Origin of the sequence: Halobacterium bonnevillei (genome assembly GCF_009831555.1) — an archaeon.
Taxonomy (GTDB): domain Archaea; phylum Halobacteriota; class Halobacteria; order Halobacteriales; family Halobacteriaceae; genus Halobacterium; species Halobacterium bonnevillei.
Genome location: NZ_WUUU01000051.1, coordinates 1 through 17,940, shown reverse-complemented (window position 1 = coordinate 17,940; position 17,940 = coordinate 1). Strand labels below are relative to the sequence as shown.

At 65.4% G+C, this 17,940-nt stretch carries 19 protein-coding genes; 13 read left to right on the top strand and 6 right to left on the bottom strand.

Annotated elements, in window-relative coordinates:
* Positions 1 to 265, bottom strand: a 265-nt coding sequence (locus GRX66_RS08280; RefSeq protein ID WP_325064013.1) for an archaellin/type IV pilin N-terminal domain-containing protein, incomplete at its 3' end; no start/stop codon positions are given.
* A gap of 129 nt (positions 266 to 394) precedes the next feature.
* Between GRX66_RS08280 and GRX66_RS20935 the strand changes: the two genes are divergently transcribed.
* The 10 genes from GRX66_RS20935 to minD all read left to right on the top strand — a co-directional run bounded on the left by GRX66_RS20935 (position 395) and on the right by minD (position 11,229).
* Positions 395 to 664 (top strand): DUF7385 family protein, encoded by a 270-nt coding sequence (locus tag GRX66_RS20935; RefSeq protein ID WP_449271465.1) that lies wholly within the window; start codon positions 395 to 397, stop codon positions 662 to 664.
* A gap of 111 nt (positions 665 to 775) precedes the next feature.
* Positions 776 to 2,683 carry a methyl-accepting chemotaxis protein gene (locus tag GRX66_RS08275; protein WP_159526142.1) on the top strand — a complete coding sequence of 636 codons (1,908 nt, stop codon included), beginning with the start codon at positions 776 to 778 and terminating at the stop codon, positions 2,681 to 2,683.
* Positions 2,680 to 3,150 carry a FlaD/FlaE family flagellar protein gene (locus GRX66_RS08270; protein ID WP_159526141.1) on the top strand — a complete coding sequence of 157 codons (471 nt, stop codon included), beginning with the start codon at positions 2,680 to 2,682 and terminating at the stop codon, positions 3,148 to 3,150. The genes GRX66_RS08275 and GRX66_RS08270 overlap by 4 nt, the downstream gene beginning before the upstream one ends.
* A 385-nt stretch (positions 3,151 to 3,535) precedes the next feature.
* Complete coding sequence (locus GRX66_RS08265) at positions 3,536 to 4,942, top strand: FlaD/FlaE family flagellar protein (protein WP_233745373.1); 1,407 nt, start codon at positions 3,536 to 3,538, stop codon at positions 4,940 to 4,942.
* The gene (locus GRX66_RS08260) at positions 4,926 to 5,363 is read left to right on the top strand and encodes a fla cluster protein FlaF (protein ID WP_159526139.1); all 438 of its coding nucleotides are present in this window, start codon (positions 4,926 to 4,928) and stop codon (positions 5,361 to 5,363) included. The genes GRX66_RS08265 and GRX66_RS08260 overlap by 17 nt, the downstream gene beginning before the upstream one ends.
* Positions 5,364 to 5,813, top strand: coding sequence for a flagellar protein G (locus GRX66_RS08255; protein WP_325064012.1), 450 nt, complete (start codon positions 5,364 to 5,366; stop codon positions 5,811 to 5,813).
* Positions 5,810 to 6,574: an ATPase domain-containing protein gene (locus GRX66_RS08250; protein WP_159526138.1), complete on the top strand. Its 765-nt coding sequence runs from the start codon at positions 5,810 to 5,812 to the stop codon at positions 6,572 to 6,574. Before GRX66_RS08255 ends, GRX66_RS08250 begins: the two co-directional genes overlap by 4 nt.
* 12 nt (positions 6,575 to 6,586) lie before the next feature.
* The gene (locus tag GRX66_RS08245; protein ID WP_159526137.1) at positions 6,587 to 8,476 is read left to right on the top strand and encodes a type II/IV secretion system ATPase subunit; all 1,890 of its coding nucleotides are present in this window, start codon (positions 6,587 to 6,589) and stop codon (positions 8,474 to 8,476) included.
* Position 8,477: 1 nt separating this feature from the next.
* Entirely contained in the window at positions 8,478 to 10,229 is a 1,752-nt protein-coding gene (gene flaJ / locus GRX66_RS08240; protein WP_159526136.1) for an archaellar assembly protein FlaJ, read from the top strand.
* A 58-nt stretch (positions 10,230 to 10,287) separates the two neighbouring features.
* Positions 10,288 to 11,229: a MinD/ParA family ATP-binding protein gene (minD, locus tag GRX66_RS08235; protein WP_159526135.1), complete on the top strand. Its 942-nt coding sequence runs from the start codon at positions 10,288 to 10,290 to the stop codon at positions 11,227 to 11,229.
* Positions 11,230 to 11,568: 339 nt separating this feature from the next.
* Here the strand turns inward: minD and GRX66_RS08230 are convergent, their stop codons facing one another.
* Together GRX66_RS08230 and GRX66_RS08225 are read right to left on the bottom strand one after the other, a co-directional pair.
* Positions 11,569 to 11,850: a DUF7521 family protein gene (locus GRX66_RS08230; RefSeq protein ID WP_159526134.1), complete on the bottom strand. Its 282-nt coding sequence runs from the start codon at positions 11,848 to 11,850 to the stop codon at positions 11,569 to 11,571.
* Between the two features lie 115 nt (positions 11,851 to 11,965).
* Entirely contained in the window at positions 11,966 to 12,307 is a 342-nt protein-coding gene (locus tag GRX66_RS08225) for an ArsR/SmtB family transcription factor (protein ID WP_159526133.1), read from the bottom strand.
* 303 nt (positions 12,308 to 12,610) lie between these two features.
* Between GRX66_RS08225 and GRX66_RS08220 the strand changes: the two genes are divergently transcribed.
* On the top strand, positions 12,611 to 13,006 hold the full coding sequence (locus tag GRX66_RS08220) for a chemotaxis protein CheW (RefSeq protein WP_159526132.1): 396 nt from the start codon (positions 12,611 to 12,613) through the stop codon (positions 13,004 to 13,006).
* Positions 13,007 to 13,089: 83 nt separating this feature from the next.
* Here GRX66_RS08220 and GRX66_RS08215 read toward each other — a convergent pair whose 3' ends face one another.
* The 3 genes from GRX66_RS08215 to GRX66_RS08205 all read right to left on the bottom strand — a co-directional run bounded on the left by GRX66_RS08215 (position 13,090) and on the right by GRX66_RS08205 (position 16,676).
* The gene (locus GRX66_RS08215; protein WP_159526131.1) at positions 13,090 to 14,145 is read right to left on the bottom strand and encodes a phosphotransacetylase family protein; all 1,056 of its coding nucleotides are present in this window, start codon (positions 14,143 to 14,145) and stop codon (positions 13,090 to 13,092) included.
* The gene (locus tag GRX66_RS08210) at positions 14,142 to 16,241 is read right to left on the bottom strand and encodes an acetate--CoA ligase family protein (protein ID WP_159526130.1); all 2,100 of its coding nucleotides are present in this window, start codon (positions 16,239 to 16,241) and stop codon (positions 14,142 to 14,144) included. Before GRX66_RS08210 ends, GRX66_RS08215 begins: the two co-directional genes overlap by 4 nt.
* Before the next feature lie 129 nt (positions 16,242 to 16,370).
* Positions 16,371 to 16,676: a MazG nucleotide pyrophosphohydrolase domain-containing protein gene (locus GRX66_RS08205; RefSeq protein ID WP_159526129.1), complete on the bottom strand. Its 306-nt coding sequence runs from the start codon at positions 16,674 to 16,676 to the stop codon at positions 16,371 to 16,373.
* A 105-nt stretch (positions 16,677 to 16,781) separates the two neighbouring features.
* Here GRX66_RS08205 and GRX66_RS08200 point away from each other — a divergent pair, with 105 nt between their 5' ends.
* Positions 16,782 to 17,582 carry a ZIP family metal transporter gene (locus GRX66_RS08200; protein ID WP_159526128.1) on the top strand — a complete coding sequence of 267 codons (801 nt, stop codon included), beginning with the start codon at positions 16,782 to 16,784 and terminating at the stop codon, positions 17,580 to 17,582.
* A 90-nt stretch (positions 17,583 to 17,672) separates the two neighbouring features.
* The gene (locus GRX66_RS08195) at positions 17,673 to 17,831 is read left to right on the top strand and encodes a hypothetical protein (RefSeq protein WP_201292960.1); all 159 of its coding nucleotides are present in this window, start codon (positions 17,673 to 17,675) and stop codon (positions 17,829 to 17,831) included.
* Positions 17,832 to 17,940: the final 109 nt, after the last annotated feature.

Sequence of the window (17,940 nt, the reverse complement as noted above, 5' to 3'; positions counted from 1 at the left end):
TCTCGTACACGCTCGTCTCGGAGATGTCAACGTCGGTTTTACTGACGTTGTTGACTTCGCCGACGGCGCCGATGACGTTGATGTTGTTTGCGACCTGATCGGTACTATCCTGGCCGGTGTCCTCCGCCTGGGTCTGGAGGACGCCCGCAGTGTTGATGAGGACGCCGGCGGCGATCGCGGCGACCAGGACCATCGCGATGAACACGATGAGCGTCCCGATCCCCACCTGACCGCGCTCTTCCTCGTCGTTGATAAATTCGAACATGGGTATGGTTTCTCTGCCCCCACCCGGTTGGGATGCTGGGGCTCGCTCAGAACGTTCCGCGAACTTCACTAAAAGGTATGCCCCCGGTTATCACTCGTGAAAAACTGGGTAAACATCCGCTAACCCCAAATGTGCGGGAGTACTGGTTCCCGCATGGGCGGACTTGATTTCGAGTCGATTCGACATCGAGTGAAGTTACGACGGGACACCGGCGAGGAGCAACTGTACGAGAACAGGGACGACGTCTCGTGTCCAGTTTGCGGCACAGCGTTCTCGGAGGCACTGGCTACATCCGAACGACGGTGCCAACTATCGCCGCCAGCAGGGGTGGACATCTGCATCGTCAGGGAGGAAGCACGAACAGTCGTCTTCACGCATGCGCCCGCGGACGGTCACTGAGTTTTTAGCAGGACATCGTCACCAGACTGTCGGTTCCAGTTAGAGTGATTCTAAGAATTGGTAACCGTGGGGGAAACCTTTTATAGCTACTTGGTTCGTTTTCGGCTACGAATGCTGGGTACGCTTCGCAAATTATTCGGCCGCGGGTCGGAGACGCCGGCAACGGACGGCGGCACCGAGACCGGCCAGTTCTCCTTCGGCGGACAGGACAAGCACGTCGCGGCGGTCCGAGAGCGGTACGACGTCGAGGCTGCGTTGCTCTCCCCCGAGCTCCCCGACGACGCACAGGAACACTTCGGCGGCATCCTGGACGAAACGGGACCGTCCGCAGACGCGTACGTTCCCGCGTACGAGGCGGCTGGGGTGGGTCCCGGGGAGTTCGTCGCTGCCCACGAAGCCGCAGTCGACGGCGTGGTCGACGCGGTGTTCGAACGCCTCCGGGACGAGGGCCTCGACGCACAGTCGCTGGACCGCGCGGAGAACGAGCTGCGGGCTGGTATGGGGGCGGTGGTCGAGGACGCCGCCGAGGGCGTGGCTGCTTACGACTGCATCGAGGCGGTCGACGAACTGAACGTCGACGACGACGAACTGCTCGACGGCATCGGGATGCCGGTGTTCATGCTGGACGCCGACGGCGAGGTCGTCGCGTGGAACGACGCGCTCGCCGAACTCACGGGCTGTTCCCCCGAGGAGGCGCTCGGGTCAGCGCACGTCAGCGAAGCGTTCTATCCGGACGGCCGCAGAGCCCAGACGCTCGCCGACAAGGTGGTGGACGCACCGGAGCGTGCGGACGTCGAGTTCGACGTCGAACGTGCCGACGATCACGACACGATGTATCTGGATGCCAGCGAGATGGTCGACGCCGACGGCGACCGCCGCGACATCCGGTTCAAGGCCGCGCCGATTTTCGACGACGACACCGGCGAACTCATCGCCGTGGTCGAGACGATCGAAGATCGGACCGAGGACGTCCGGCGGACGGAAGCCGTCGAGTCGCTGGTGAACGAACTCAGTACGACCATCGACGCGCTGTCGAATGGTCACCTGGAGCAGCGCGCGTCGTTCGAACACGAGGGGGTCGTCGACGAACGACTCCTGCAGGTTGTCGACGACCTGAACGGGATGGCCGACGAGTTCGAGCGGCTCGTGGGGCAGGTCGACGGGCAGACGAGGGAGCTGGCGTCCTCGATTCAGCGCGCGACCGACGAGGCGAACGAGATCGCGGAGACGGTCGGCGACCAGAACGAGATGCTGTCGGACGCCGCCAGCGAGATGCAGAACTTCTCGGCGAGCATGCAGGAGGTCGCGGCGTCCTCGGATCAGGTCGCGTCGGCCGCAGAGCAGGCACAGACCGCCGCGGAGAACGGTCTGGACGCCAGCGAGGGCGCGAGCCAGGCGACCGACGAGGTCATCGACATCAGCGACGACCTCGTGGACAGCGTCTCCGAACTGGAGTCGAAGATGGACGAAATCGAGGACGTCGTCGACGTCATCGCGGAGGTCGCCGACCAGACGAACCTGCTGGCGTTGAACGCGAACATCGAGGCCGCGCGCGCCGGCGAGGCGGGCAGCGGGTTCGAAGTGGTCGCCGACGAAGTGAAACAGCTCGCGAACGAGACCCGCGAGCACACCGAGCGCATCGCGGGCAGCATCGAGGACGTCCAGCAACAGGCGAACGAGACGGTCGTGGCCGTCGAGGAGTCCCACGAGCAGATTCACCGCGCCGGCGACGAGATCGACGACGCGCTGCGCGCGCTCGAGGAGATTGCGGACGCAGTCGACGAGGCAGCGACCGGAATTACGGAGGTCGCGCGCGCGAACGACGAACAGGCCTCGACCGTTGAGGACGTCATCGTCACAATCGAGGAAGTCCAACAGCAGGCCGAGGAGGCTTCGGAAGCGTCCCAGCGCATCGTCGAGGCGACCAGAGAGCAGTCCGAGGCGGTCGGTGAGCTGAGCGGGCGCGTCGAACAGATGCAGACCCGCGAGGACGCGGGCACCGAGACTCACGAACAATGACGCTGAACCCACGCGAGTACGACCCAGAGGAACTGCGCAGTGCCGCCCAACAGAGCGACGGCGAGAACATTCGAGAGCTGAAGCAGCGGTTGACAGAACAGGAGCAGGCGGGCGAGGAGTCGATTCGGTCGAGCCAGCTGAAACAGCTGTTGTTCATGCACTCGAGCGCGAGCGAACAGAATCTCCAGCGGCCCTACCTGGAGTCGATGCCGGGGAAGTACGCCGCTGAGATCACGCTCTTCGAGTGGCTGGAGTTCCTGCTGGAGCGGGGCGGCGTGAAGCGCTCGCTCGAGGCCGTCGATTACTACGAGTCGATCGGGTGGGTCGGCGAGGACGCCGCCGAGGAGCTCCGGGACCACATTCGCGGCTTCGCGGGGCCAGCGGACGAGGAGGACCACGGGGACTTCGAGATGACCGACCACGTTCTCAGCCTCGTGTTCATCGCGCGCCTCTCGTCGATGGAGTGAGCGGCGCTACCGACTGGGTCGAGTGAACTGGAAGAATGGGACAATTGTCGAGACGGGGACACCGACCCGCGTCCGTTGTACCCCCGAATACATAGCGAACTAGCGACGTCCACGCCACACGAAGTGAGTGCTTACGGACAGTTGGCGTGATTTGGCGAACGGTCGTTTATGTCCTTGTAGACTGGATGCGATTCCATTTATCCGCGGACAGAGCACGTCTACCGTCGTTGCTGCGACATTAGGATGTTCCTATCCAATTCATCTGGTTGAGAACTGGGGGAGAACATTAATTACGGCCGGAACCCCTGTATCACTCCGAATGAAGTTTATCCACCTCACCCCGGCTGCTGTGGTTGCCTTGCAGTTCGGGGCGCTGGCCGTTGGCATGGCCAGTTGGCTCGACGACGACGAGGATGGAGGGGACTCCGGCGGTGACGATGAGTTTGGCATGGACGACGGCGACGATTTCGACGAGGACTTCGACGAGGACTTCGACGACGAGTTCGGGTCGTTCGACGACATGGAGGAGGGTGGCGGTGGGGCGCCCGGACAGGACTCCTCGGTGAACGAGCTCGAACACCGCATCGAAGAGCTCGAAACCGAAGTCTCGAACGTCGCGTCAAAGGCCAACACCGTCCGGAGCGAGAACGAACAGATCAGCGAGAGCGTCGAAGACGTCGAGGAGAACGTCCGGAAACTCCTGGAGATCTACGAGATGGTGACCCGGGGGGTCAATCCGTTCGTGGACGACGTGAACGCCGACGCGATGGGGGGCGGTGGCGGCGAGAGCTTCGGCCTGTTCGACGACGAGGACGGCGGCGATGCCGACGATGCCGATGGGGACCTCGACGAGGACATCGCCGAGGCGGACGCCGACGACTTCTTCGAGGATGACGCGTTCGACGACTTCGACGAGGACTTCGAGGAGGGGGCGGAGATGGACGACGACCTCGGCGCCCTCGATGAGGACGACGGCGACCTCGAAGACGAGGGGGAGATGGACGAGTTCGAGGACGACGGCATGGAGGATTTCGGCGAGTTCGACGAGGACGGTGACGCCGAGTTCGACGACGCCGGCGACGAGACGGCTGAAGCCACCGGCGACGGTGGCGGGACGTCCTTCGACGAACTGAAAGCGGAGTACGAGTCGGGCGACGCCGACTGGGCGGAGGGCGACGAGGACGGAGAAGACGACGCGGCCCACGAGGACGGGGACGCCGAGTTGGTCGACGAGACGGAGGAATCCGAGCTCGGGTTCGACGACTCGGACCTCGAAGCGGACGCTGCCGACGGCGACGAGGTGGACGCCGAGGGCGTGGACGGCTTCGAGTTCGAAGACCCGCCAGAGGAGTCAGTCGACGCGACCGAGGACGAGGGTGACCCAGGGGCCGCGACCGACGCCACCGCTGGCGCGCCCTCACTCGGGTTCGCTTCCCGGGGTGAGGGCCCGCATCTGGCGGAACCGCCGACGGGCTACCTCGCGGACGTCGTCACGCTGGAGTGGCTGGACTACCTGCTGTCCGAGTTCGGCGCGAAGAACACAGTCCGGACGCTGAACTACTACGAGCGCATCGGCTGGATCGGGGAGCCCGTCCGCGACCAGCTGTTCGACTACATGGAGGGACTCACAGACTCCGACTACCTCTACCGCGAAGAGTTCGGGACGACCGAGTTGACGATGGACGACCACCTCGAGAGCCTGGATTACATCGACGAGCTGGCCAGCGAGAACATCGAACGCGCCATCGTCGACAGGTTCGAGGACCTCCACAGGAATGGGATTCAGCGTTAGTGGCTCCGCGGCGATACTGTTCATCGCCGCGTTCGTCAGCGTCGGCATGCTGTACTCGGCGGCCTACAACGGCTACGAGCGCGTACAGGATGCAGATGACAGCCACGGGGAGCGCGTCCTCGAGCAGCGCAATACGGTGGTGAACGTCTCGAACACGTCCTACAACGAGACGGGCAACGAGCTGTTGACCGTGAACGTCACCAACGAGGGGTCGACGACGTTGGCTGTCAACGAGACGGACCTGCTGGTCGACGGCGTCTATCAGCCGCGGGACAGCTACGAGGACTGGAGCGTGGACGGCGCCAACGATACCGACGTCTGGCTGCCGGGCGAGACCCTCTCGATCACGGTGAACGTGACCGCCCCGACGAGAGTGAAGATCGTGACCTCGCCCGGCGTGACGGCGACGGAGGTGGTCTGAGTGGCCAGCGTCTCCTCGTCGACGCTCATCATCTTCATCGCGAGCATCCTCGTAGCGGCTTCGGTCGCGGGCACGATGACGAACGGCGTCCAGCGGCTGAGCGACGCGCTCGGCGACCGCAGCGTGGACGTCAGCAAGGACATCCGGACGGACGTCGAAATCATCAGCGACGCGGGGAGTCCGGACTCGATCTACGACGAGTCGGTGGACAACGTGACGGTGCTCGTGAAGAACACGGGGTCGAAGACGCTCACGGCTACCCCAGGGTCTATTGACCTGATCGTGAACGGCGAGTTCCTCTCGCCGTCCACGGTGGACGTCGTGAACGGCGACAGTTGGCGGACTGGCACTGTCGCGCGAGTGAACGCGAGCGTGAACCTGTCCAGCGGCGACCACCGTCTGGTGGTCATCGTGAACGGCGACCGCGAGGTGTTGGAGTTCAGAACATGAGCACGAGAAACCTCTACGAACTCGGACTGGACAGCCACGACCGGTTGAACAACGAACTCGGCGGCGGCATTCCGGGCGGCAGCATCGTCCTCGTGGAGGGCGACTACGGCGCCGGGAAGTCCGCGCTGAGCCAGCGACTCACGTACGGGATGTGCGAGGAAGGCCACTCCGTGACGCTGGTGTCCACGGAGTTGACGGTGCGCGGGTTCATCGACCAGATGCACTCGCTGAGCTACGACGTCGAGGAACACCTCCTCGACGAGAACCTCCTGTTCTTCCAGGCGGACGTGGACACGGGCGGGAGCACGCTCCGCGGGGAGACCAGCGAGGACGAGAGCAACCGCAAGCAGTTGTTGAAGCGGTTGATGGAGGCCGAGAAGATGTGGGACGCCGACGTCGTCATCATCGACACGTTCGACGCCATCCTGCGCAACGATCCGAAGTTCGAAGCCCTCGTCAGGCAGAACGAGGAGCGCCAGGCGGCGCTGGAAATTATTTCCTTCTTCAGGGACCTCGTCTCGAAAGGAAAGGTCATCGTTTTGACCGTGGACCCCAGTACGGTAGATGAGGAGGCAATCGGTCCGTTCAGGTCCATCGCAGACGTGTACCTCGAATTACAGATGGCCGAAGTGGGCAACGACGTTCGCCGGTCCATCGCGGTGCGCCGGTTCGCGGGGATGGGCGAGCAGGTCGGTGACACAATCGGGTACTCGGTGCGGTCCGGAACGGGCATCGTCATCGAGAGTCGTAGTGTGGCATAACAGGAGTTTCACATGGCAGATCACGGGAGTCGACAGATCGGGCACGAACTGCGGGAGACCGCCAGTCGGTACCCCCACCTGCGGGAGTACCTCCAGCGGTTCAAGCAGTTCACCGGCGAGTTCCCCGAGCTGATCGACGAGCCGGACGACGAGTGGGAGGCGGACAAGCCGAACGTCCTCTACCCCGTCGGCGGCCCGATATACTGCCACGTGTACGGCGACCTCGGTAAGGACACGAAGTACTACACGATCGAGCCGGAGCTGTCGGGTCCGGAGGCCGCGGTGTTCAGCCAGGTCCGCGAGCGCATCCTGGAGAAGTCCGTGAACAAGCCGGCGCCCGAACAGGAAGCCGAGTACGACGACCGCATCGAGGAACTGCTCGAAGAGACGGTCCGCATCAACGACGACGAGGAGGGCGGCGTATTCAGCCGCGTGCGGGCGCTCCCCTCGAACCTCGGGTCGCTGTTGCGGAACTTCGACTCGTCGGCGGTCGCCGACCAGATGGTCAGCGACGACCGCGGCCAGATGTCGATGGACTCCGGCGACCTCTCCGGCGAGCAAGTGAAGGCGGGCGCGCGCCGGGTCGCGACGGCACCCCAGAACGTCGCCCGGCAGTTCCGTGCGACGGTGCCGCTGATGCGGGAAGCACTCGAGGAGGCGTTCGGTTTCGGTCGCATCCCCATCACGGAGGCAACCTACGAGAACATCCGCTACCAGTTGAACCGGGACATCGTCGGGTTCGGTCCCCTGGAACCGGTGATGCGTGACCCGTACAACGAGGACATTCACGTCATCGGCCCGAGCCACTGCTACGTCGATCACGGCACGTTCGGGATGCTGGAAACGACGGTGGACTTCGGGACCCAGGACGAGTTCGACGGCTGGCTCCGCAACATGGGCGAGCGAATCGGGGACCCGGTGTCGGACTCCGACCCCATCGTGGACTCGACGCTCCCGGACGGGTCGCGTGTGAACATCATCTACAGCGACGACGTCTCCCTGAAGGGGCCGTCGCTGACCATCCGCCAGGGCGACGAGGTGCCGCTGTCGGTCGGCCAGATCACGAACTGGGGGACGCTCTCGCCGGAACTGGCGGCGTACCTCTGGCTGTGCCTGGAGAACGAGCAGACGGTGTTCGTCGTCGGGGAGACGGCGTCCGGGAAGACGACGACGCTGAACGCCATTATGTCGTTCATTCCGCGCGACTCGAAAATCTACACCGCGGAGGACACCGCCGAGGTGCTGCCGCCCCACGACACCTGGCAGCAGCTGTTGACGCGGGAGGGCCAGGGCGAGAACTCCGCGGACGTGGACATGTTCGACCTCGTCGCGGCCGCGCTCCGTTCGCGTCCCGACTACATCATCGTCGGTGAGGTTCGTGGCGCAGAGGGTCGGATGGCGTTCCAGGCGGCCCAGACCGGCCACCCGGTGATGTTGACCTTCCACGCCAGCGACATCGTCTCGATGATCCAGCGGTTCACCGGCGAACCCATCAACGTCCCGGAGACGTTCATGGACAACGCGGACGTGGCGCTGTTCCAGAACCGCGTCAAGCAGGGCGACGACGTGCTGCGCCGGGTCACGTCCGTCCAGGAGATCGAGGGGTACTCCAAGGAGATGGGCGGCGTGGTGACCCGGCAGGCGTTCTACTGGGACCCCGTGGAGGACGAGATCGTCTTCCAGGGCCGGAACAACTCCTACGTCCTCGAGGAACAGATCGCGACACTGCTGGGGTACGCCGACACGCGCGAGATCTACGAGGAACTGGACTTCCGGGCGGACGTCATGGAGCGCATCATCCAGGAGGACCTCGTGGGGTACCACGAGTTCAACGAGACCATCGAGGCGTTCCAGCGCGACGGCGTGGAAGGCCTCCCGTTCACCATCACGCGCGGGTTCTAGTATGTCCGCCGAGGACGTCGAAGCTGACCCGACGACGCCGGAGTCGGGCACGCTGGACGACCTCGAACTCGGCGACCTCGTCGACTCGATCATGGCGTCGTACCGCCGGATGTCGATGCCGGCGTTCACGTACGCGATCCTCATCGTCGTGCCGTCAGTCGTGTTCCTGATCGCGACTGTGTTGACGGTGCTGTTCGTGGACCTGCCGCTGTTCGTGGCGGTCCCGATTCCGATGCTCGGAGCACTCAGCGCAGTCACCGCGGTGCTGTACCCGAAGATCAAGCAGGACCAGCGCCGCACGCGCATGGAGAACCGCTTCCACTTGTTCGTCACGCACATGACGATCCTGTCGACGACGAACATCGACCGCGTGGAGGTGTTCCGTCGCATCGGAGCGGAGGAGGAGTACGGGCCGCTGGCGGAGGAGGCCCGCCGCATCGTCCAACTGATCGACGCCTGGAACCAGAGCCTGGACGACGCGTGCCGCATGCGCGCGAAGAAAGTGCCGAGCGACTTAGTGGCGGACTTCCTGGACCGTCTCGCGTACACCATTAACTCCGGCGAGACCCTGGAGTCGTACCTGACGTCCGAGCAGGACGCGATCATCAAGAACTACGCGACCGTCTACGAGGGCCAACTGGAGAACCTCCAGGTGATGAAAGACCTCTACCTGTCGATGGTGCTGTCCGTGACGTTCGCGCTCGTGTTCGCGACAGTGCTCCCGATTCTGTCGGGGACGAACCCGACGATGACGGTGTCGGCTGTCGTGGTGCTGTACTCGTTCATCCAGATCGGGTTCCTGTACGCGATCTACACGCTCGCGCCCAGCGACCCACTGTGGTACTTCCCGGAGGATGTGACGACGAGCACGGAGTGGCGGCTCCGCATCGCAGTGGTCGTCGGCGTCGGCCTGTCGCTGTTGCTCGTCGTCGGCGTGCTCGCCATCCAGCTGGGGTGGACGCGCATCGACCCGCACGTGGTCCCGCTGCCGATGTACGCCGCGGTCCCGACGACGCCGCTGTTGATTCCGGGGTTCGTCGCGCGCGCCGAGGAGGAACGAGTGAAGGACCGCGACGACTCGTTCACGAGTTTCATCCGCGCGCTCGGCGCCAGCGAGACCGCGCGCCAGACGACCACCACGCGCGTCCTGCAGACGCTGCGCACGAAGGAGTTCGGGGCGCTCACTCAGCTCATCGACGACCTCTACAAGCGCCTGAACCTCCGCATCGACGCGTCGCGGGCGTGGCGGTACTTCACGGCCGACGCCCACTCCTACCTCATCCAGAAGTTCAGCGAGATGTACCTCATCGGCCGCCAGATGGGCGGCGACCCGAAGCACCTCGGGGACCTCATCTCGGGGAACATGAGCGAAGTCCAGCAGTTACGCCAGCGCCGCAACCAGGCGGTGTCGACGATGATCGGCGTGCTGTACGGCATCTCGGCGGCGGCGACGTTCGCGTTCTTCATCGGTCTCGGCATCGTCGACGTCATCTCGGGGCTCGGCCTGGACTTCTCGAATTCCGCGTTCGACGTCGGCAGCATCATCAGCACCGACGTCTACGACCTCGAACTCATCGAGTACCTGCTCGTATTGACGGTGCTGGTGAACGCGTTGCTGTCGTCGCTGATGATCCGCGTCGTGGACGGCGGCCACAAGGTGAACGCGTACATCCACTTCGTCGTCCTGACGTGGATTTCCGCGGTCATCGGGTCGCTGACGCTGCGCCTCGTCTCGTCGTTGCTGTCAGTCTGATACCTCGTCGACGGGACGGGGCCACACTTATGTACTGGAGTCGGTTACGTGCCTCACGATGACTCAGGCCGGAGGCGACGGGTACGTGTTCGCCGTCGCCAGCGGGAAGGGTGGCGTCGGGAAGTCGACGACCACGGCGAACCTCGGCGTAGCGCTGGCCGAGGACGGCTTCGACGTCGCCGTCGTGGACGTCGACCTCGGAATGGCGAACCTCGGTGGCTTGCTCGGCGTGGACCCGGACGAGACGCTGCACGACGTCCTGTCGGGGTCGGCGTCGCCCGCGGACGCGACGTACGAGACCCACGGCCTCACACTCGTTCCGGGGTCGACGGAGCTCGAGCAGTTCGCGGAGGCGGACGCGAAGGCGCTGCATCGAGTGGTGGCGTACCTGCGGTCGGACAACGACGTGGTGTTGCTGGACGCGGGCGCGGGACTGAGCTACGACATCGCGATGGCGATGAGCGTCGCCGACGGCGTGTTGCTGGTGACGACGGCCGAACTGGCGTCGCTGACCGACGCGACGAAGACCGGCCAGCTCGTCGGGAAACTCGAGAAGCCGGTGGTCGGCGCCGTGTTCACGCGCACCGGCGACGGCGGGTTCGACGACGTCGAAGGAATCGCGGCGGCGCTCGGGACGACGGACGCCGTGACGGTCAGCGTCCCCTACGACGACGCCGTGAAACTCGCGGTGCGGAAGAGCCGGCCGGTCGTCTCCCTCCGACCCGAGAGCCCGGCGTCCAGAGCCTACAGCCGGCTCGCCGCGAAGTTAGCCGACAGCGTCGGCATGGAACCCGCGGACCCGGAGCCGAGCGGGTCCGGATTCGAGTGGGTGGACCCGGAGACCGGGGAACGCGAGGAGCCTGTCGAGCCCGTCGACGACGGCCCCGTGTACGAGATCGCCCTCGAGGACCTCATCGAGGAGGCGGGCCTGGACGCCGACGGCGAGGCCTCCGAGCGCCGCGTGAAACTGTTCGACCGCGTGAAGTCGCGGTTCTCGTAGCCGAAGCGGGAGGACGTGGGTGGTCTGACGGTCGGCCCGGTTCTGCAGAGTTGACCGTACTCGAGGAATGGGCAATGCCGCGTCAGCGCCCCCGCATGGCGACGATTCGCTGGCGACGTGCAAGCCGGGGACTCTCTCGTTCTGGGTGTTCTCGGTCGCTCGCTGGGCAATCTCTGAGTCGTCCATCGAAACGAGAACTCGCGAAAACGCGAACCGGGTACGGAGTGAAGGGAGATAAACGGCGAGCTCATCCCGTTGGCCCAGGCTCACGGGATTCCACTCGACTGCTCCACTCCTGGACTGAGCAGCGGCGACTGCGGGCTCCGCCCGCCCGGGGCTTCAGTTCGGGGTGACGAGGCTGTACATCACGAAGATGTAGCCCGCAGTCGTGATCACGTAGTTGTACGTCAACAGCGTCCGGGTGTGTTCGAAGTCGGTGAAAAACGCGACGACTGTCGTCCCGATTGCGGCGGTGACGACGAGGCCGAATCCGACCGAGAGGTGCAGCATCGAGTGCCGGCCGGTGTCACGGTACGCGCGGACCGCGAACGCGACCATGCTCAGGCCGGCGGCGGCGAGGGTGCCGCTGAATACGAGGTAGATTGCTTCGATGGGGCGCATTGTCTCCGTCGCTCGTATCGACGTCCCGCAGTCTCCGTATAAAGGTGTCCCCGTGATTATTATCTCGTAGAATCGAAGCGTGGAAGCCGCCCCCGTGGCTCCGGCGTCGTGTGGTTTACTGTTCGGAGCGGAGATCGCTCCAGACGTCGACGAGCGCGTTCTTTGCCTCGGTGCGTTCGGTCGTCTCGATGTTCGTCTCGTCGACGCCGAACTGGACAGTCAGTTCGTCGACCTGGCGACGGTAGACTTTCGTCCGTCGCCCCTCGTCGGACAGTTCCTTCCCCTCGAGTTTCAGGAGGTCGTGTTCGCTGAGTTCCTCGATGCGGCGGTAACTGGTGGCGATCGGGATGTCGAGTTCGTCGCTGAGTTCCTGCGCAGATTTCGGCGCGTGGGTTGCTTCGAGGATCTCGGCGTTGTACTTGTTGCCGAGCACCCGCAACACGTCCACCGGGTCCATCGGGAGGATGATAGATATGGAGGGAAAAAAGGCTGTCGGGGTTTACACGATATTGGTGACGACTAACCGACAGACGGAACGCCGAACACCTTGGACGGACGACACGCTTCCCGCCGAAGTCGCGTAGCGCGGCTTGAACGGTTTAGGATGGTCTTAACACCGGACTCGGGCGCCCCGTCGCCGAACTTGATCTGCGCCTTCGGCCGCAATGATGTAAGCCAATCAACGTATCATCCTGCGGGCCATTCCACAGCCGTTGGCACAGTCCAAACGCTTAATTCAGTCGACTGTCGACACGTCGGTATGGCCGAACAGACGGACGTCCTCGAGTTCTCCCTGGGCGACGACCGCTACTGCATCGACATCGCGCACGTGGACGAGATCGTGGACGCCACTGAGGACGTGACTCAGATTCCAAACGCGGACGCGAACGTCGTGGGTGTCGTCGACCTGCGCGGCGAAACGACGACAGTCGTGGACCCACGGGTCCGCCTCGGTGTCGACGGCACGCCGAACGGCAAGCGCATCGTCGTCCTCTCGGACCACGAGGCGACAGGCCTCCTCGTCGACGACGTCCACGAAGTCGAGTCAGCCGACCCAGAGACAGTCGACGAGTCCGCCGCCTCGGAGACGACGCGCGGCGTCATCCGCCGTGACGACCGCTTCGTCGTCTGGGTGAAACCCGACGAACTCGTCTAACCCGCACCGCCGTCCGACCCTCAAAGCCGGCTGTGCGGCGTACTCGGGAACGAATTCCGAAACAGTTGCGACGGCGGCAGTGGTTATCCGATCAGCGCGTCCACGTCCGCGTGATCGTGGAGGAGTTCCTGCATCGTGTCGACTGTCCGCTCGTCCCTGACGCGGCCGCCGCGAACCAGGTCCTCGGCGCGTTCGATGGTCGTGAGCGTGTCTGACTGCACGACGAGTACTGGGACTCCTTTCTCGGAGGCCTTCCCGAGAATCGCACCAGACGGCCTGTGACCGCCAGTGAGAACGAGGCACTTCACGCCGGGCGCGTCCAGCGCCGCCGTCTGGACTTCCGCCCGGTCGCCGCCAGTGATGACTGCGGCGTCCTTCGTCCGCCGGAAGTGACTCAGGGCGCTCTCGCCGCTCATGGCACCGACGAGGAACCGCTCGACCAGTTCGTCGCCACCGACGTCCGTGAGCACCTCGGCGCCCAGGTCCGCCGCGAGGTCGGCGACGGTCACGCCAGCGAGCTCCGGAACCCGCGGCAACACGCCGAGCACGGGGACGCCACGTCCCTCCAGGAACGGCGCCACGTCCGTCTCGATGTCGTCGTAGCTGGCGTCCGGCACGGCGTTGAACACGACACCCGCACACCGGTCCCCGAGCGTGTCGGCGGCCGCGAGCACGTCGTCGACGGCGCCCGCGTCCTCGTACCGCGAGAGCACGACTACTTCGGCGTCCAGCAGCGACGCGACCTCTGCGTCCGTCAGGTCCACGATGCCGCCGGTCGCGAGGTCGTCGGCGCCCTCCACGACCATGAACTCCTTGTCAGCCGAGAGGCCGTCGAAGGCGTCCTTGACGCGGGTTCGGAGCTCCGCTGGGTCCTCGCGGCCACGGATCGCGCCCTCGATGAACGTCGGCGAGTACACGACCGGTTCGAGTTCGTGCATCTCGTCGTCGAGGCCGAGCAGTTCGCGGGCGAGCATCGGGTCGGCGTCGAGCGTCTTCCCGACGTTGCTCTGGAGGCGCGTGCCCTTCGGTTTCATGTAGCCGACGTCGATATCGCGCTCCATCGCGAGTCGAGCGAGCGCGACGCCGACGGCGGTCTTGCCGGTACCTTCGTCCGTCGATGTGACAAGTAGCGTGTTCATAGTTCTCCGGGGTCGATCGTGAGTCGAACGTCCAGCGCCTGGACGCCGTCGGGCGTCGCCAGCAGCGGGTTCACGTCGAGTTCGAGGATGGCGGGGAAGTCGGTGACTAGTTGGCTGAGCCGCTGGACGGCGTCAGTGACAGCATCCTCGTCGGCGGGCGGCCGGCCCCTGGCGCCGCGCAGCAGCGGCGCGGAGTCGAGTTCGTCCACCATCTCGTCGGCCTCGCGTTCGGACACCGGCGCGACTCTGACGCTGGTGTCCTCCAGCACTTCCACGAAGATGCCGCCGAGGCCGAACAACACGAGTGGGCCGAACTGGGGGTCGCGGTTCATACCGAGAATCGTCTCCGTGCCGGCGTCGACGTCGACGAGTTCCTGCACCTGGACGCCGAGAATCGTCGCGTCCGGCTGGTAGTTCCGGGCTCTCGCGACGAGGTCCTCGTAGGCGTCGCGGACGTCGTTCGTCGAGACGCCGACCTTGACGCCGCCGATGTCGGACTTGTGGAGGATGTCCGGGCTGACGATCTTCATCACGACGTCGCCGTCGATAGTCCCCGCGATCCGCTCGGCCTCCCGCGGGTCGTCGACGACGTCGCCGTCGGGCGTCGGAATCCCGTAGGCGTCCAGCAGGTCCATCGCTTCCACGCCGAGGCGGCGGGCGTCCCTGGCCGCCGCGTCCTCGAGAATCTCCCCGGCGCGCTCGCGGTCCACGTCGAACTCCGCGGGGGCCTCGTACTCGCGGGCTTCGACGGCGCGCTGCACGGCGAGTGCGTCCAGACTCCCGACGGCTCGCGCCGGGTCGAAGTAGTTCGGAATCCCCGCGTCTCTGAGCACCGCTTCGGCGTGCCGGGTTCGCTCCCCGCCCATCAGGCAGGTGACGACGGGCTTCTCGTACTCGCGTTGACAGTCGGCGACCGCCGCAGCCAGTTCCTCGTAGTCGAGGATGGCGGTCGGCGCCGAGACGACGATGGCGCAGCCGACGTTGTCGTCTGCGAGCACGATGTCCATGGCCGTCTCGAAGCGCTCCAGGTCGGCGTCCCCGATGGCGTCGACAGGATTGTAGACGTTCGCTTCGTCGGGCATCGACTCCTGGAGCGCGTCCAGGGTCTCGTCCTCGAAGGCGGCCATCGAGAGCCGCGAGTCGCCGACGGCGTCCGTCGCCATGACGCCGGGGCCGCCGGCGTTCGTGACCACCGCGACCGACTCGCTGTCCGGCATCGGGAGGCCGTCGAGTGCGCGCGCGAAGTCGAACAGCTCCTGGACGTTCTCCGCTCGCACCACGCCGGCCTGCTCGAAGCCCGCCTCGTAGGCTGCCTCGCTGCCGGCGATGGTCCCGGTGTGTGAGGACGCCGCCTGCGCGCCGGCCTCGGTGCGTCCGGACTTCACGACCACTGCGGGCGTGTCCTGCGTGACCTCGCGCGCCGTGTCGATGAACTCGCGGCCGTCCTCGATGCCCTCCAGGTAGCCCAGCACGACGTTCGTTTCCGGGTCGTCCCGCCAGAACTCGAGGAAGTCGGTCTCGTCGAGGACGGCCTTGTTGCCGAGGCTGACGACGTCCTTGAAGCCGATGTCCTGGTCGTTCGCCCAGTCCAGCACGGCCGTGATGAACGCGCCCGACTGGCTCATGAACGAGAGGTTGCCGGGGAGCGCGTTCGAGGGGCCGAACGTCGCGTTCATTCCCGTCGGCGTCGAGAGGACGCCGAGGCTGTTCGGGCCGACGAGGTTGAGGCCGTAGTCGTCGGCGACGGCCGCGAGTTCGCGCTCGCGCTGCGCGCCCTCGCCGCCCGTCTCGCTGAACCCCGCCGTGATGACGACGACGTTCCGGACGCCCGCTTCGCCGGCGTCGCGGACCGTCTCGATGGCCACCGGCGGTGGGACGACGACGACCGCGAGGTCCACGTCGCCGGGAACCGCCTGCAGGTCGGGGTAACAGTCGTGCCCGAGCACGGTCTCTCGCTTCGGGTTGACGGCCACCACGTCGCCGTCGAACTCCGCGAGGTTCGTCACGATGGCTCGACCGATAGCGCCCTCGCGTTCGGTCGCGCCGACGACGGCGACTCGGTCAGGCGCGAACAACCCGGTTGCGTCGGCATCCATCTTCAGTTCGACCGACGAGTCCCCGAGACATAAAAGCGTCCGCGGAACCCACGAACCGAGAATCCTGCTCCCGGACGTGTGGAACTGCGATCCCGGTTTCCCGCCCCGAGATGCTCCAATCGTGGGTCGCTACTCGCCGGACCCGGCGGTTCCCGATTGCTCGAGTCGCTGCTCGTACTTCTCGAGGGATTCGTCGAGTGCTGCCCCGGCGTCGTAGTCGAGTTCCTCGGCGAGCGCGAGCAGGCAGAACAGGGCGTCGCCGAGTTCGTCGCGGTCGACTGACGCGGCGTCCGGCGTGGCGCCGTAGCCGGTGGTCTCGTTGACGTTCTTCGCCAGTTCGCCGACCTCGCTGGCGAGGTCGAGGACGCGATACGTCGGCGGTGCGTGCAATTCGTTCTCGGCGAGGAACGACGCTACACGGGTTTGTTCGTCCATGCCAGTGGCTACGTGTCCGCCGCCATCAAGCCGGTGATTTAGGTTCTCCAAAAATAAATTTCCGAAACCGGGAAGTTCTTTTGTCAGTTACTCGTAGCCGCGAACATGGACTTTGTCGCCGCGCTGACGTTCGTCTTCTTCGCCGGCCTCCTCACGGACCTGGCGACGGGCCTCGGCGCGCTCCCGTTCTTCTTCGTCGAGGACATCAACGACCGGTGGCGCGTCGCCCTCTGGGGGCTCGCGTCCGGCATCATGCTCTCGGCGTCCGGGTTCGGCCTGTTCCGCGAGGGACTCACCTACGGCACCCCACTGGAGGTGCTGTTCGGCGCGGGAATCGGCGTCGTACTCGTCGTCACCGCCAGCAGCATCATCAACCAACACGAGTTCGAACCGCGGGAGATCGCGCGCGCCGACTTCAAGAAACTCGTGCTCATCGCCGGCGTCCTCACAGTGCACTCGTTCCCCGAGGGCGTCGCCGTCGGCGTCGCGTTCGCGGACCTCGGCCTCGAAGGCGGCATCCCCGTTCTCGGCTTCTCCGTCCCGCTGCTCGCCGTCTTCATGACCATCGCCATCTCCATCCACAACGTCCCCGAGGGGTTGGCGGTCTCCATCCCGCTGCACGAACACGGCGCGCGCCGCTGGAAACTCGTCGGCGTCGCCGTCTTCACCAGCATCCCCCAGCCCATCGGCGCCGTCCTGGCGTACGCGTTCGTCCAGCTCGCGCGAACCCTCCTCCCCATCGGCTTCGGGTTCGCCGGCGGCGCGATGGTGTACCTCGTGTTCACGGAGTTCATCCCCGAGGCGCGCACCGTCGGCCGCCGCCTCCCGGACGGCGGCGTCACCGAACTCGCCGCGGGCCTCGCAATCGGCATCGTCGGGATGATTCCGATGCTGTTCGTCACCTGACCGGTTCTCGAACCCCTCTGGAGCGCATCCGCTTCGGACGGCCCGCCGCCCCGCGTAAGCGCTTTAGTCCCTCCGTGAAACGTCCCCATCGTGTCCCACTCCGGTGACCGCTGGCTGGCGGCGTGGAGCCTCGGCTACGCAGCCGTCGGCGCCTCGTCGGTGCTCGTGCCGCTGTACGCCATCGAACTCGGCGCGGGCGCTTTCGTCGTGTCCGTCGTCGCTGCCACTGCCGCACTACAGGAAATTTAGGTGTACTATACGACAAGCTCGGCGTACTCTCGACAACCCGCGCTTACGTCGCTTCGCCGCGCGGCGCGTTCACGGTGGCCGCCTCCTCGTACACTGGACAGGCCGCGAG

Coding starts and splice junctions, on each gene's coding strand:
- GRX66_RS08205 (WP_159526129.1), bottom strand. CDS start 16,676: ATGGACGAACAAACCCGTGTAGCGTCGTTCCTCGCCGAGAACGAATTG.
- GRX66_RS08220 (WP_159526132.1), top strand. CDS start 12,611: ATGGCCGAACAGACGGACGTCCTCGAGTTCTCCCTGGGCGACGACCGC.
- GRX66_RS20935 (WP_449271465.1), top strand. CDS start 395: ATGTGCGGGAGTACTGGTTCCCGCATGGGCGGACTTGATTTCGAGTCG.
- GRX66_RS08275 (WP_159526142.1), top strand. CDS start 776: ATGCTGGGTACGCTTCGCAAATTATTCGGCCGCGGGTCGGAGACGCCG.
- minD (WP_159526135.1), top strand. CDS start 10,288: ATGACTCAGGCCGGAGGCGACGGGTACGTGTTCGCCGTCGCCAGCGGG.
- GRX66_RS08210 (WP_159526130.1), bottom strand. CDS start 16,241: ATGGATGCCGACGCAACCGGGTTGTTCGCGCCTGACCGAGTCGCCGTC.
- GRX66_RS08270 (WP_159526141.1), top strand. CDS start 2,680: ATGACGCTGAACCCACGCGAGTACGACCCAGAGGAACTGCGCAGTGCC.
- flaJ (WP_159526136.1), top strand. CDS start 8,478: ATGTCCGCCGAGGACGTCGAAGCTGACCCGACGACGCCGGAGTCGGGC.
- GRX66_RS08260 (WP_159526139.1), top strand. CDS start 4,926: ATGGGATTCAGCGTTAGTGGCTCCGCGGCGATACTGTTCATCGCCGCG.
- GRX66_RS08200 (WP_159526128.1), top strand. CDS start 16,782: ATGGACTTTGTCGCCGCGCTGACGTTCGTCTTCTTCGCCGGCCTCCTC.
- GRX66_RS08265 (WP_233745373.1), top strand. CDS start 3,536: ATGGCCAGTTGGCTCGACGACGACGAGGATGGAGGGGACTCCGGCGGT.
- GRX66_RS08225 (WP_159526133.1), bottom strand. CDS start 12,307: ATGGACCCGGTGGACGTGTTGCGGGTGCTCGGCAACAAGTACAACGCC.
- GRX66_RS08245 (WP_159526137.1), top strand. CDS start 6,587: ATGGCAGATCACGGGAGTCGACAGATCGGGCACGAACTGCGGGAGACC.
- GRX66_RS08250 (WP_159526138.1), top strand. CDS start 5,810: ATGAGCACGAGAAACCTCTACGAACTCGGACTGGACAGCCACGACCGG.
- GRX66_RS08215 (WP_159526131.1), bottom strand. CDS start 14,145: ATGAACACGCTACTTGTCACATCGACGGACGAAGGTACCGGCAAGACC.
- GRX66_RS08230 (WP_159526134.1), bottom strand. CDS start 11,850: ATGCGCCCCATCGAAGCAATCTACCTCGTATTCAGCGGCACCCTCGCC.